The organism is Aeromonas sp. TS_SC_11 (genome assembly GCF_057318915.1).
On the sequence record NZ_CM170470.1, the window covers coordinates 2,544,583 to 2,558,856 of the forward strand.

The 14,274-nt window shown below is 59.4% G+C and carries 12 protein-coding genes; 6 read left to right on the forward strand and 6 right to left on the reverse strand.

Annotated features, from left to right (window positions below; genetic code table 11):
• Positions 1-104: 104 nt before the first annotated feature.
• The 3 genes from AC1P02_RS11920 to AC1P02_RS11930 all read right to left on the reverse strand — a co-directional run bounded on the left by AC1P02_RS11920 (position 105) and on the right by AC1P02_RS11930 (position 3,925).
• A complete protein-coding gene (locus AC1P02_RS11920) occupies positions 105-1,067 on the reverse strand; it encodes an ion channel (RefSeq protein WP_087756156.1) in 963 nt (320 codons plus the stop codon).
• A gap of 60 nt (positions 1,068-1,127) precedes the next feature.
• Positions 1,128-2,774, reverse strand: coding sequence for a tetratricopeptide repeat-containing response regulator (locus AC1P02_RS11925; protein ID WP_113720179.1), 1,647 nt, complete (start codon positions 2,772-2,774; stop codon positions 1,128-1,130).
• A 110-nt stretch (positions 2,775-2,884) separates the two neighbouring features.
• On the reverse strand, positions 2,885-3,925 hold the full coding sequence (locus AC1P02_RS11930) for an FAD:protein FMN transferase (RefSeq protein WP_429233469.1): 1,041 nt from the start codon (positions 3,923-3,925) through the stop codon (positions 2,885-2,887).
• A 331-nt stretch (positions 3,926-4,256) separates the two neighbouring features.
• Here AC1P02_RS11930 and azu point away from each other — a divergent pair, with 331 nt between their 5' ends.
• Both azu and AC1P02_RS11940 read left to right on the forward strand, forming a co-directional pair.
• Positions 4,257-4,697 (forward strand): azurin, encoded by a 441-nt coding sequence (gene azu, locus AC1P02_RS11935; protein WP_005312677.1) that lies wholly within the window; start codon positions 4,257-4,259, stop codon positions 4,695-4,697.
• A gap of 212 nt (positions 4,698-4,909) precedes the next feature.
• Positions 4,910-5,113: a hypothetical protein gene (locus tag AC1P02_RS11940; RefSeq protein WP_005312679.1), complete on the forward strand. Its 204-nt coding sequence runs from the start codon at positions 4,910-4,912 to the stop codon at positions 5,111-5,113.
• 33 nt (positions 5,114-5,146) lie between these two features.
• Here the strand turns inward: AC1P02_RS11940 and AC1P02_RS11945 are convergent, their stop codons facing one another.
• Positions 5,147-5,704, reverse strand: coding sequence for a HutD family protein (locus AC1P02_RS11945; RefSeq protein ID WP_485182286.1), 558 nt, complete (start codon positions 5,702-5,704; stop codon positions 5,147-5,149).
• Positions 5,705-6,000: 296 nt separating this feature from the next.
• Between AC1P02_RS11945 and AC1P02_RS11950 the strand changes: the two genes are divergently transcribed.
• Together AC1P02_RS11950 and AC1P02_RS11955 are read left to right on the forward strand one after the other, a co-directional pair.
• A complete protein-coding gene (locus AC1P02_RS11950) occupies positions 6,001-6,969 on the forward strand; it encodes a nucleoside hydrolase (RefSeq protein ID WP_096118767.1) in 969 nt (322 codons plus the stop codon).
• A gap of 158 nt (positions 6,970-7,127) precedes the next feature.
• On the forward strand, positions 7,128-7,463 hold the full coding sequence (locus AC1P02_RS11955) for a DUF3634 family protein (protein WP_192896151.1): 336 nt from the start codon (positions 7,128-7,130) through the stop codon (positions 7,461-7,463).
• A 71-nt stretch (positions 7,464-7,534) separates the two neighbouring features.
• Here the strand turns inward: AC1P02_RS11955 and AC1P02_RS11960 are convergent, their stop codons facing one another.
• Together AC1P02_RS11960 and AC1P02_RS11965 are read right to left on the reverse strand one after the other, a co-directional pair.
• Positions 7,535-8,734, reverse strand: coding sequence for a c-type cytochrome (locus tag AC1P02_RS11960; protein WP_485182287.1), 1,200 nt, complete (start codon positions 8,732-8,734; stop codon positions 7,535-7,537).
• Positions 8,731-10,656 carry an NAD(P)-binding protein gene (locus AC1P02_RS11965; RefSeq protein ID WP_485182288.1) on the reverse strand — a complete coding sequence of 642 codons (1,926 nt, stop codon included), beginning with the start codon at positions 10,654-10,656 and terminating at the stop codon, positions 8,731-8,733. The genes AC1P02_RS11960 and AC1P02_RS11965 overlap by 4 nt, the downstream gene beginning before the upstream one ends.
• A gap of 608 nt (positions 10,657-11,264) precedes the next feature.
• Here AC1P02_RS11965 and cyoA point away from each other — a divergent pair.
• The gene (cyoA, locus tag AC1P02_RS11970) at positions 11,265-12,290 is read left to right on the forward strand and encodes a cytochrome o ubiquinol oxidase subunit II (RefSeq protein ID WP_087756149.1); all 1,026 of its coding nucleotides are present in this window, start codon (positions 11,265-11,267) and stop codon (positions 12,288-12,290) included.
• 3 nt (positions 12,291-12,293) lie between these two features.
• Positions 12,294-14,270 carry a cytochrome o ubiquinol oxidase subunit I gene (cyoB, locus tag AC1P02_RS11975; protein ID WP_021138023.1) on the forward strand — a complete coding sequence of 659 codons (1,977 nt, stop codon included), beginning with the start codon at positions 12,294-12,296 and terminating at the stop codon, positions 14,268-14,270.
• Positions 14,271-14,274 lie beyond the last annotated feature (4 nt).

Below are 14,274 nucleotides of genomic sequence, written 5' to 3' on the forward strand. Positions count from 1 at the left end.
TTGGACTAGGAATCCGCTGCGGATGCAAGTTCAGGGGCCGGCTTGGCCCCGCTTGCGTGGGAGCTTGCCCCGGCGCCAACGCTGGCCGGGGAGGGCGGCGCCACTCACCGTGTCATCTTTTTCACGAACACCACCACAAATAGTGCCAGCGTGAAGCTGCCGGTAAAGGCCTCGAAGGCGGCAAAGATCCGCGACAGGCCCACGGGAGTGAAGTCGCCATAACCCAGGGTGGTGAAGGTCACCACGCTGTAGTAGAGGCATTCGAGCAGGAAGATGGCGTTTTGTTCGAAGGGGGCGCCGGGCTGGTAGATGAGGTACTCCCCCTGGAAGTTCAGGCCGAAGAAGAAGTAGAAGATGCTGCAGATGAAGATGAGCAGCAGGGAGAAGAGCACCACCCGCATCGGCGCCTCGCCGTAGCCGCAGAAGAGATCGACGATCCAGGAGGTGAACCTCTGGATTGACCAGAGTGGCAGCTGCAGGCGGCGCATGGTGAGCTCCCGCTGTATGTAGCGGCCGGACATGGTGAAGATGCCTTGCGCCTCCGAGGCCTTGCGCAGATCCCGGTAGGTCTCTTCCGCCTCCTTGAACCAGATGCGGGCTTGCGCCGGATCCCGCTCGCTGCGTCCGCGCCGCTCCTGCATCAGTCGTTTGCCGGTGTTGAGGTTGTCGAGGCGGGTGTTGTGCCAGCGGATGCCGAGCAGATTGACGTTGTCGAGTTCGGCGCAGTGGAGGTTGGCATCACTGAGATCCGCCTTCATCAGGCTGCCGCCCTTGATGCGAATGCCATAGAGGTGGGCACCTTGCAGGTTGGCCCGATAGAAATTGCACTGCTCCAGCAAGAAGCCCTGTGGTGCCCCCTTCTTCACCAGATTGAGCCCGGCCAGGTTGGCACGGGCCAGTTGCAGGCCGTGGCACAGACCGCCTTGATGAATGTAGTGCTCAAGCTCATGAGCCGTCTGGGGATCCTGATGATCGGCGTGGGGATCGTGCCAGCGGCACAGCTCGTGCTCCCCTGCCTCCTCGCTGCAGTGACGCCCGTCCGCCACCAGATATCGACACATCGCCATTGCGGTTCTCCTCCCGTCGCCGAGTCTGTATCAGCATAGGCGAGAGGAGCCGCTTCCGAGTCAGCTGAGTTGGGTAAACTCCTGACGCAGCTTGCGAAAACGATCCTGCTGGGCGGGATTGAGCGGTATGCCGTCCAGCACCTCCAGCGTCTCCTTGCACTCGGCACCAAACTCCGGGCTCTTGCGATTCTTCTGCATCAGTTGCAGCAGCACCTGGATCTTGTTGAGGGCGGCGCCTGTATTGGCAGGGGCGCGGCGCAGGGCCTCGCGAAAGTGGCCGAGGGCCTGCTCCAGCTCACCGCTCTGATAGGCCTTGATACCCAATTCGTTGAGCTGCTGGTAACGCTGACGTCGCTCCAGCACCGTCTTGTCATCCCGGGTGGCCTGGATGCAGGTGGTAAGCAGCCTGTCTTCATCCTCCGCCAGCAGTGCCTGCAGGCTCTCTGCGTATTCGAACTCGCCGAGCTGGTAGAGCGCCAGTATGGTCTCGCCCAGCAGGCTGGGGGGCATGGTGGCCGGTTGATCGAGCCAGTTCTGGTTGGCGCGATAGAGCATCTTCTTGCCCTTGAGCAGCTCCCCCAGGGCGATCTGCACTCTGGCCTGGCAGATCTGCTCGAACACCGGGTAATTGAACTCCGCCATCATCAGCGAATCGCGGATGCGAGACAGGGCCGAATTCACCTGTTTTTGCAGATTGGCGATGTGGTAGCTGTCGTTGCTGTTGAGGGCGTACAGGGTCAGGGTCTGAATATAGGCCCCCAGGTAGTGGGGGGTGCGATGGATGGAGTTGCGCGACAGGTCGATGAGGGACAGCAATACATCCTTGGCCTGGGCGTAGTCGTGACGCAGCAGACACACCTCTGCCAGCCGACGGGAGAGCTGCACCGACTGGGGTGAGATATCCACCGCTCGCCTGAGCTCCTGCTGGGCCAGTTCGCCATTGCCAAGGGCCAGCTGGGATTCCGCCAGCCAGAGGTGGGCCTCCACCATCAGCGGGGTATTCTTGAGGGTGGCCTGCAGGTGGCTCACTGCCTCCTCGTTCAGGCCCAGGGTGTGGCACGCCTTGCCCAGCGTCAGCCGGGCCCAGCTGTTCTCTTGCCCGGCCAGCAGTTGGCGCATCAGGCTGCGAGCCTCCTTGGCCTGCCCCAGCTTGAGCTGGGTATCGGCTTGCAGGCAGCGGCAGAAGTTGGCAAAGCGCGGCACCGCATCGGCTCGCTCGGCGCAGATGGCCAGCAGAGCAGGCAGATCGTCCTTGGCAAGGGCGGTGAAGACGCTCTCCAGCGCCTGACGGCGGGCGAGGGCACGCTTGAGGCGAAAGGAGAACTGTTCCTGGGAGAAAGGCTTCATCAGGTATTCGTCGGGCTCGGCCTCCAGCGCGCTCAGCACCATGGCGCGGGAGCTGTCAGCGCTCACCATGATCACCACGCTCTGGGGGGGGATGAGATTCTGATCCCGCAGGCTTTCCAGCAGTTGACGCCCGTTCTCGCCGCCTCCCAGTTCGTAGTCGAGCAGATAGATGTCAAAGGTCTCTTTCTGACAGCGGCGCCGGGCCTCCTCGGCCGAATTGACATAGGTGATGCGATTGATGCCCAGGTTGATCAACATGGCCTTCATCATCACCTGAAAGGATCGCTGTTCGTTGACCAGCAAGATGCGTTTGGGCTTGGGCTGGGTTTTTTTCTCTGCTTCGGGTTCCGGTGTCTGCATCTGTCAGGGTCAAGGCGCTACGGGCGGATAACAGAAGTGTGCCACCAAAGCGCGCAGACAGGCAATTGAACATGGGCTGGCCCCGCTGTTTTTCAGCGGGGCCATACGGCTTATGGCTTTTCTTGCACCAGATAAGGTGCAAACTGGGGAGTGAATTTCGCGGTAAAGCCCTGCTCCGTCTTGATGATGAGATAGGCCGCCAGCTGGTGTTCTTTGGCGAAGGCCATTGCCTGATCGGGCCCCATCACCATGAGCGCTGTATCGAGGGCGTCGGCCTCCAGCGCAGTGTTGGCAATCACGCTGGCGGAGACCAGTTTGTGGGTCACGGGGGCGCCTGTCTCCGGGTCGATAATGTGGGAGTAACGCTGGCCATCGAGCTCGTAGTAGTTGCGATAGCTGCCTGCGGTGCTGAGGGCCATGCCATTGGGCGTCACAACATCGGAGAAGGCACCGGGTTGATCCGCCGGTTTGACAATGGCGACGCGCCAGGGCTTGCCCTTGCTGTTGTTGCCTTTGCTGCGCACGGCGCCTGCCACTTCGATGAGGTAGTTGTGGACGCCCTTGCTCTCTAGCAACACGGCTATTTCATCCGATGCGGCGCCTTCCCCCAGGGTAGAGAGATCGAGGTAGAGATCCGGGATTGCCTTGCTGAGCAGGAAGTGGTCTCCCTGCGGGGTCAGGGTCAGCTTGTCGATACCCACTCTCTGACGCGCCTTGGCGATCTGCGCGTCACTGGGTTTCTTGAGCGGGCGCATGTCCGGCCCGAATCCCCAGAGGTTGACCAGAGGGCCCACTGTGACATCCAGCTTGCCCCGGGTGAGGTGTCCAGTATCAATGCCCTGTTGCACTATGGTTGCCATGGTGGCCGGAATCATCATGGGCACCCGGGCTGGTCCCTGGTTGAAGCGGGAGATGAGAGAGCTCTTGTCATAGGTGGAGATCTCCTTGTTCATCCGCGCCAGCAGGGTATCAAGTTCACGCTGCAGCGCCGCCTCACCGCCCGGATAGGGATCGTTCACCGTCACCACATAGTAGGTGCCCATGGTTTTACCCTGAATGCGGGTCTGGGTGGGGGCTGGCTGGCAGGCCGTCAACATCAGCACCATAGGTAACAGCAGGCCACGCAGGGCCGACACAAAGGTGAACGACATAAGCAATATCTCTATCTCAAACAGGGCGTTGTGCCATAGGGTCGCCAGCTTAGCCAAGAGGCTTTCAGGTGGCGAGCGTCTGGCACACAAAATCGCGGACAAAATTAAACACAGGTGGGCCTATGACGAGGCCGATGCGTATCCATTCAGGCTCAAGGTCTGTTGTTAATAAGCTCAATCTGGTGACTTGACCCGCAGCTTTGCACTAAAGCCATAGCCGATTGACAACACTTGAGTAGAATAAGGTCGATTTTGACAGCATCTTTGCCCGTTGTGGATCACAGCCTGAGGCAATTGTGTTGCCATCTATTGCCAATCAAAGGAGAAGATGATGAAAAAGGCGATCACCCTGCTGTTTCTGAGCACCCTGGCGGCCCCGGTCCTGGCCGATGAGTGCGCGTTGGTCATCGAAGGCAATGATGCCATGCAGTACAACCTCAAAGAGATGAGCGTACCGGCGACCTGCAAAGAGGTGACAGTGACCCTCAACCACACCGGCAAGATGCCGGTGACCGCCATGGGCCACAACTGGGCGTTGTCGAACACCGCCGACTATCAGGCTGTTGCCACCGCCGGCATGAGCGCCGGTGCCGACAACAACTACCTGCCCAAGGATGATCCGCGGGTGCTGGCCCACACCAAGATGATTGGCGGTGGCGAGAGCACCAGCGTGACCTTCAAAACCGACGGTCTGGCCGGTAAAGACCTTACCTTCTTCTGCTCCTTCCCCGGCCACTTCGCCATGATGAAGGGCAGCTTCAAGATCGGCTAAGCCGCTTGTTCTGGTCGTCATGAAGAAAAAAGCCGGGCTGCCCCGGCTTTTTTTATGATGTGCAAACCTTGTGTCGATCGCGGATGTAGATGAGCCAAGCGATTGAATAAAGGATTCATTTCGTGATCTGGCAAGGAGTAGCCGCGCCTTGGACGGGATAAAATAGGCCGCAAGCGAGGCCTGCTGGCCCGGACACTGAATGGATGTGAGTGATGAGAGCAGTCAAATGGGTTGTCAGCTGTTGCCTGATGCTGGTGTGCGCCCTGGCGCTGGCGGCAGAGCCCCCGGTCAAGAAGAGCCGCAACGGCATCTGCCACCCCCAGGGCGGCACCTACTACAGCCGCACCAAGCACTATGTCCCCTACGACACCATGCAGGCCTGTCTCGACAGCGGTGGCCGAGCTCCCAAACGTTGAGCCCGTCTCCAATGGCCTGCGCGGGCCTCTCTCTTATCTGGCTTGCAGGGTAAAGAAGGCGATGGCGGTCTTCTTCTGGCACTCCAGCCGTATGCTCTCCTCACCGGTCACCACCAGGGTGTCGTTGACCGCCACGGTATGATTCTGAACCGTGAGCTGACCGCTCAGCAGATGGCAGAGGTAGGTTTTGTCGGCCTCCAGAGTCAAGCTGAGGGGAAACGGCAGATTGAGCACCCGTACGTTGGCGCTGATGCGCGCAGGGTCGTAGATGAGCCCCAGATCCGTCACCTCTTTTTTTAGCAAGGCGCAGTGGGTCTCGTCATCCCCGCTGAAATGGGCCGCTTCAAGGGTGGCGTAAGGATGGCCGTTGAGCACGAAGCCGGCGCCGCTGACGGGCAGCAGGATGCGCTGGTAACCCGGGAACCGGGAGAATACACCGGCTTCCTTGATGGGGGCCGAGCTCAGCCGGTAGTCAAAGTCGAGCTTGTCCAGGGTCGCTCCCTTGGGAGAGATGAGGATCTGGGCTGTGGTGCCCTGCTTGTTCTTCCAGGGCATCTTCAGCTGGTCCGACTCTTTAATCAGGGTGATCACAATGGCGCCTCGGCAGATGGATGAGAGAAGTGGTCAATGAGGCCAAGTGATACCATTCCGCACGGCGGCTCACAAGGCGGCAGCTATCCGCGGCCGTCCGGTTGCCCACTATTTCAGCACTCTTTCGCTGCGCTGGCCGGCTGTCAGGTTACCGGCCTGTCTCTGCCACCTGTTCTGCTCAAGAAGACGCCACTCGACCCGATCAGGGGGAAGGCAATCGTCAGGGTGTGATCACAGCGCTGTTAAACGGGCAGGGTGTCGTTACACTGGCAGCTCCGTTGTTGTCTGGAGGCCCTATGAGCCACAAAATCATTCTGGATACCGACCCGGGTATCGACGACGCCATGGCAATTCTGTTTGCCGAGGCGCACCCCGCCATCGATCTCATCGCCATCACTACCGTCTTTGGCAACGCCACCATCGACAATGGCACCCGCAATGCACTCTGGCTCAAGCAGAAGTACGGCATGAAGGCAGATGTCGCCCAGGGCGCGGCCGCACCGCTGCTGCGCGATCCCGTGGGGCCGACCACTGTCGTGCACGGCCCGAGTGGTTTCGGCGATGTCGAGGCCGGGGAGGTGAGCCTCACCCCGGATGCTCGCCCGGCCTGGCAATACATAGTCGACGCGGTGAAAGCCGCCCCCGGCGAGATCACCCTGGTCACCATAGGGCCGCTCACCAACCTGGCGCTGGCGCTGCAGGAGGCGCCGGAGATCACCGGGTTGGTAAAGCAGGTGGTGGTGATGGGCGGTGCCTTTGGCGTCAACGGTCATCGCGGCAACGTGACCCCCTATGCCGAGGCCAATATCCACGACGATCCCGATGCCGCCGACCGGGTGTTTACCGCCAACTGGCCCGTGGTGATTATAGGGCTGGATGTGACCCAGCAGAGCTTCTTCAGCAGTGGCTATCTGGATGCGCTGCGCGATGAGGCGGGCGAGCCGGGCCGCTTCCTGTGGGAGGTGAGCCGTTTCTATCTGCGCTTCTACTCGGAGCGCATCGGCCTGGATGGTTGTCACGTACACGATCCCTCCGCCATCGCCTACGTGATCGATCCGACTCTGTTCACCCTGAGAAAGGGGCCTGTGCGGGTGATCAACAGTGGCCCCGCCATCGGTCATACTCTGCAAAAGTTCGATGACAAATCCCATCCTCATGACGGTTGGGCCGACTATCGTGCCCAGCATGTGGGGGTGGCGGTGCGGGATCAGGCGCTGCTGGCGCTCTATCGCGACACCCTGGTGGCCTGGGGCAAGGATTGCTGACCTGCGTAGGGTGACTGAACGCAAGGTGAGTCGACGGCTGTGATCCGCGCCAAACATTCCGGCAATGGGGCCGCTTATACTGTCTGACAGCAAGACGTCAGCGGGGCTGGAAATAGCCTGGAGTGACGTGCTGACATTGAGTCGTTAGGAGGGAAGAGATGGCCTGGTTATCCTTGTTGGTGGCAATTGCCCTGATCGGGTGGTTGATGACGCTGGGGCGGGGAGCCCTGTTCGAAATCCGGTTGCAAGCGGACAAGGTGGTGGTCAAGCGGGGCAAGGTATCCCCCACGTTTTTGGCCCAGGCCCGGCAGATCCTGCACCACGATCCCGTGCGGGGCCGCATCCTGGGTCAGCGGGACGGGCACGGGGTCAAGCTGGTCTTCTCCCGTTCGATCCCGGAGCCAGTCGCCCAGCGTTTTCGCAATATCTTCCCTTACGCCGATTACCACCAGTCAGCTGTGTCCACCCAAGGTCCCAAGTCCCGCAAGGGCTGACGCCCTGATGGCACACAGCAAACGGGCCTCCATGGGAGGCCCGTTTTTTATGGCGAAGGTCAGTAGTCGTGCTACTCGTGCAGCTCGCGCTGGGCCTTGACGGCTGCCGGTTTGATGGCGGCTCCTTCATTGCCCCAGGAGGCGCGCAGCGTATTGGCCAGCTCGGCCATCTGCTCGTCGTTGAGGGTCCAGCCATAACCTGGCATGTGGTAGCCGAGATGGCCCTGAGTGATCGGGGTCTCGGCGCCGTGCAGCAACACGTTGAGCAGGCTGGCCGGATCATCGGCCAGCACAGTCTGGTTGCCCACCAGTGAAGGAATGACGTGGTCATTGCCTTCACCGTTGACCCCGTGACAGGTCGAGCAGTACATGGAGTAGTCTGCCTTGCCGCCCACGCTGGCGTAGGCCCGGTTGCCCTGGCTCACCGGCGTGTCGTCACTGAGCTCGGTGAGATAGGTGGCGATGCTGGCCAGATCGGCGTCGCTGAAGTACTGGCTGCTGTGAGTGATCACTTCCGCCATGGGGCCAGAAACGGCCTGATGCTGGCTGAGGCCGGCTTTCAGCAGATCGATGATCGCCTGCTTGTCGTACCGGGCACCGCGGATGTTGGGGGCATACCAGCCATCGAGCGTTGCACCGCTCAGATAGAGGGGGTCTGCCTCGGTCAGGGCCTTTTCCTGCATGCCGAGCCCGCGCGGGGTGTGGCAGCTGCCACAGTGACCGGCACCCTGCACCAGATAGGCGCCACGATTCCACTGCTCGCTCTTGCCCTCTACCGGGGTGAAGCGACTGTCATCGTGATAGAGCCAGTTCCAGCCCATCAGCGGCCAGCGCATATTGAGCGGCCAGGGGATGTCGCTCTCCTTGTTGGCCACCGCCAGCGGGGGAACCTCCTTCATCAGGTAGTGATAGAGATCTTCAAGATCCTTATCGCTCATCTTGGCGTAGGCAGTGTAGGGCATGGCCGGATAGAGCTGGTGACCATCCCTGGCCACCCCTTCGCGCATCACCTTGATGAACTCCGGCAGGCTGTAGTTGCCGATGCCGTGGGTCTTGTCAGGGGTGATGTTGGTGGCGAACACTGTGCCTATGGGGGTCGGGAAGCCCTTGCCACCGGCAAGCGGGGCACTGGCCTCGCTGGTGTGGCAGGCGGCGCAATCCCCCAGCTTGGAAATATACTCGCCTGCCGACATGGCGGAGCCCGCCAGCGCGGGTTGGGCCGCCATGGCTGCCAGCAGGGCGGTGGCGGTCAGTGACAGGGTGCGGATCATTGGGCACCTCCTTTTTGCATGGCGACCAGCTCGTTGACCGCGCGCCAGGCCTGATCGATGGCGGAGTGGGCGTAGGGGCTCCAGTCCGAGTCGGAGTTGGCGATGGTGATGTTGCCGATGGGCTGGCGACCCAGCTCAATCCATTTTTCGCACTGCGCTTCGTCATCAAACAGGGTATTGGTGATGTAGGAGTAGCCGTGGGACCAGCGGTTGACCGTGATGGCGAGGATGTCCTGCTCATGGTTGAAACCGGCGCTGCCCAGCATGCCCTGCAGTTGTTCGCGGATCATCTGTTCGTGTTGCTCGAACGGCATGCCGAGGATCATGGCGCGTCCCTTGCGGGACTGTTCGCGAGCCGACAGGCCGCTGCCCGGCAGGGTCGGCACATAGACCATGTGCAGGCACATGGGCTGATCCGGATTCTTGGGATGCTCATAGCCGCCGAGGTTGACCGGGTAGTCCAGCTTGACCCGGCTGTAGGGCGCCGCGGGGGAGTAGACCTCGTGCACTCCCAGCTTGACGAAGGATTGCCAGTTCTTGATCACCACCTTGGTGTAGACCAGCGGCGCCTTGGCGTTCTGGCGCAGGGCCTCCTTCTGGGGCTCTGCCATCTCCGGCACCATGTAGGGGATCATCATGTTGTAGCCCGCCATGACTGACTGCTTCGCTCGCACCCGATGCAGTTTCCCCTCCTTGATGTAGGTGACATCCACCCCAGTGCTGCCATCGGTGCGGCGGATGTTCTTCGCCTGCAGCGCCGTGCTGCCAAGGCGCAGTTGCACCTTGTGCTCCGGCAGATCGAGCTTGCCGTAGTCAAACTTGGCCAGCACCACATCCTGCATGGTGTGGCCCGGCGCCACCGGAGGGATCAGCTTGCGCACCATCAGGCGGGTCAGGCCGGCGTTGCCATCCGGGAAGTGGAAGATGTAGGGATCGTCCAGCTCCGCCTGCTCCTCGGCATCGAGAGGAGTGAGATCCAGCCCGTCGAAGCCAGGCAGGGCACAGAGGCGCGCATCGGCGCAGGCGGTGGCATCGATACCGACCGCCTGGAAGTCGTTGGTGCGCTGCTGGAAGTAAGTGATTGCACGCTCGCTCAGGCCCACCTTGTCTCGCAGGAAGCTGGTGTAGCTGTTGCGGGTCATCCAGAGGTCTTTCTCCTCCCGGCTCATGCCACTGAGGTAGTCGATCTTCTCTTCGTGCAGGGCCAGCAAGGCTGCACGGTCGCGCTCATCGAGCGGGAAGTCACCGATGAATTCGGCCAGGGGGCGGCCGTTGAGGCGATCCCGGGGGATGTCGTCGGCCACGTTGTGGCCAGGGTCACCGCTCACCACCTTGTTGACGCCAAAGTGCTTCTCGTCGAAGTAGACGCCGCGGCTCAGGCCCAGATCCGGATAGAAGGTCTGCTGGAAGCCGGCGGCCAGTTCGTCGATGTTCACCTCGAGCGTCTTGAGCAGGCCGAGCGCGATGGGGCTGTAGACGGAGCGCGGCGATTGCAGGGATTCACTGCCGCCGTAACCCAGCCGCAGGCCATCGGGCGTGGTGAATTCGTTGCGCTTGGCGTGGCCGCCAAAGTCGTCGTGGTTGTCCAGCAGCAGGATCTTTTTATCCGCGCCGAGCAACTGCTGATAGAAGCAGGCGGCGGCCAGACCGCTTATCCCGGCGCCGACGATCACCAGATCATACTCCCCCTCGAGGGGAACATTGGCGAAGTCATACTGCTTGCCGTCGCGGGCTATGCTGTGGGCCGGTTCAAAGGAGCCCGGGTGGTTGCCGCGCAACCCTGTGAGGGCGGGCGGATAGGCAAGCGTCTTGTCGGCCAGCGCCTTGCCGCCCTCTGCCGCCTGCAACAGATTGATGGGGGCGATGCCTGCCGCTATGGTGATGGCTACGCCGTTGAGAAAGTCTCTGCGTGTGATACTCATGGCAATCCCTGTGGTATGAAGAGTCAAATGGGGAATGGGATAGGGTCGGTTTCGTTACTGGCTTGGCAACGAAGGGGCGCAACCTAACGCCATATCCGGATGGAGTCCATGGGTTTGATAATAACTTATTAAACAAGATGATGACGGTTGTGATGAAGCAGACCCGATGAAATGCATGAGACAGGTATGTTCAGGAGATAGTCTCACCAAGAGCATGGAATTAACTTGAGCGTATTTTGATTAATTAAGGGTCTGTAAGAGTCTTTATATCTGCTTTTTATGTGGTTATTTCCATTTTTGAAAACAGGGCCGCTTGCAGCTGATGTAAATACAGGAAAAGTCATTTAACCGCATTAAATAAAGGGTTTAAAACTGACTGTTCACTTGCTGAGCTAATTCTGATTGAAATGAAATCAATGTTGCTGATGAATAATTGCACAGTCATTATGAAAGTGGCGGCTGTCAAGGCATTAACATACATCACAGGTCACCTCCAAACAGAAAACAACTTGCAGATTAATTTCCCACCTTGTTTACATCCATTCTCAATGCAATATAATGATGCGCTTTTTTTATACCTTTACGCCTGCGAATGATGAGGACACTGCATGAGACCTTTTGAATTAAAGAGGGGCTTGGGTGCTTTGCTGTTGATCGCATCGGCCAGCTTGCTGACCGGCTGCGACATGGCGTTGATGAACCCCAAAGGGCAGATTGGTCTGGAGCAGAAATCACTGATATTAACCGCCTTGGGGCTGATGTTAATTGTGGTGATCCCTGTGATTATTATGGCAGTGGTATTTGCCCGTAAATACAGGGCATCCAATACCGACGCCAAATATACCCCGGATTGGTCTCACTCCAACAAGATTGAAGCGGTTGTCTGGACCGTTCCCGTCATTATTGTCGTCATTCTGGCGACCATCACCTGGAAAACATCCCACGAGCTGGACCCTTACAAGCCGCTCGATTCCGAGGTCAAACCGATCCTGGTTGATGTTATTTCCCTCGACTGGAAATGGTTGTTTGTCTACCCGGAGTTGGGGATTGCCTCGGTCAATGAATTGGCCTTCCCGGTCAACACGCCGGTGAATTTCCGGGTGACGTCTGACACCGTCATGAACTCCTTCTTCATTCCCAAACTGGGCGGGCAAATTTATGCCATGGCCGGTATGCAGACCAAGCTGCATCTCATCGCCAATGAAGCCGGGAAATATGACGGCATCTCCAGCAGCTATAGCGGTGCCGGTTTCTCCGGGATGAAGTTCAAGGCCATCGCCACGCAGGATCAGGCAGGTTTCGACGCCTGGGTCGCCAAGGTGAAACAGTCGCCCAAGCAGCTCACCACAATGGCGGAGTTCGATGCCCTGGCCAAGCCTACCGAATACCATCCGGTGGAGTATTTCTCCAGCGCCGATCCGGCACTGTTCGTCAACCTGATCAACAAGTTCATGGGTGACATGGGCCACGGTGAGCATAAAGGGATGGCGCACGGCGAGACCATGGATCACACCACCATGGATCAGCAAACAATGAACCATGACGCCATGGCGCATGACGCACAAATGGATCATGCCGGGCATATGTCGATGCCGACGGATGACAACTCTGTGAAAGCGGGATCCGAGGAATAACTGATGTTTGGAAAATTAACGCTCGATGCCATTCCGTACCATGAACCCATCATCATGGTGACTGTGGCCGGTATCATTCTGGGTGGCCTCGGCATTGCCGGGCTGATCACCTATTTCGGCAAGTGGCAGTATCTGTGGAAAGAGTGGTTCACCTCGGTCGATCACAAGCGTCTGGGGGTCATGTATCTGATCCTCGGCATGATCATGCTGCTGCGCGGCTTTGCCGATGCGGTGATGATGCGTACCCAGCAGGTGATGGCCTCGGCCGGTGGCGATGGCATTTTGCCGCCCCACCACTACGACCAGATCTTCACCGCTCACGGTGTCATCATGATCTTCTTCGTGGCCATGCCGCTGGTAATAGGTCTGATGAACATAGTGGTGCCGCTGCAGATCGGTGCCCGTGATGTGGCCTTCCCCTTCCTCAACAACATCAGCTTCTGGTTCACCGCTGCCGCCGTTGTGTTGATCAACGTCTCCCTGGCGGTCGGCGAGTTTGCCCAGACCGGCTGGCTGGCGTATCCGCCACTCTCTGGTCTGGAATACAGCCCTGGTGTCGGGGTGGATTACTGGATCTGGAGTCTGCAGATCTCGGGGCTGGGTACCTTGCTGACCGGCGTCAACTTCTTCGCCACCATCATCAAGATGCGCGCCCCCGGCATGACCATGATGCGTCTGCCGGTGTTCACCTGGACTGCCTTGTGCGCCAACATTTTGATCATCGCCTCCTTCCCGATCCTGACCGTCACTGTGGCACTGCTCACCGCTGACCGTTACCTCGGCACCCATTTCTTTACCAATGACATGGGTGGCAACATGATGATGTACATCAACCTCATCTGGGCCTGGGGCCATCCCGAGGTGTATATCCTGGTACTGCCGGTGTTCGGGATCTTCTCGGAAGTGGTGGCGACCTTCTGCAAGAAGAAGTTGTTCGGTTACACCTCGCTGGTGTGGGCGACCATCGCCATTACCGTGCTCTCCTTCATCGTCTGGTTGCACCACTTCTTTACCATGGGGTCCGGCGCCAACGTGAATGCCTTCTTCGGCATCACTACCATGATCATCTCCATCCCGACCGGGGTGAAGATCTTCAACTGGCTGTTCACCATGTACCGTGGTCGCATCGAGTTCACCTCGCCCATGCTGTGGACCATAGGGTTCATCATCACCTTCACCATAGGTGGCATGACGGGGGTACTGCTGTCGGTACCGGCTGCGAACTTCGTGCTGCACAACAGCCTGTTCCTGATCGCCCACTTCCACAACGTCATCATCGGCGGCGTGGTGTTTGGCTGCTTCGCCGGTATCACCTACTGGTTCCCCAAGGCGTTCGGCTTCACCCTGGATGAAACCTGGGGCAAGCGCTCCTTCTGGTTCTGGATTGTCGGCTTCTTCGTGGCCTTCATGCCGCTCTACGTGCTGGGCTTCATGGGCATGACCCGTCGGGTCAGCCAGCAGCTGGATCCGGCCTTCCACCCCTGGTTGGTCGTGGCCGCCGTAGGTGCCGGCCTGATTGCCATTGGCGTCTTGTGCCAGGTGATCCAGGTGGTGGTCAGTATCCGTGACCGCGAGAAGAATCGCGATCTGACTGGCGATCCCTGGGGTGGCCGTACCCTGGAGTGGGCGACCTCTTCACCGCCGCCCTTCTACAACTTCGCCATCGAGCCGACCATCACAGGTCTGGATGCATTCTGGGAAGCCAAGCAAAACGGCACCGCCTATCAGCAGCCCAAGCAGTATGCGCCGATCCACATGCCCAAGAACACAGGGGCGGGTGTCATCATCGCAGGCTTCAGTGCCCTGTTCGGCTTTGCCATGATCTGGCACATCTGGTGGATGGCGATTGCCGCCTTCGTCGCCATGATTGCCACCTGGATCATCCACAGCTTCAACGATGATGTGGACTACTACGTGCAGGTTGACGAGATCGAACGCATCGAAGGTCAGCATTTTGCCAACATCAACAAGGGGGCGTGACGCC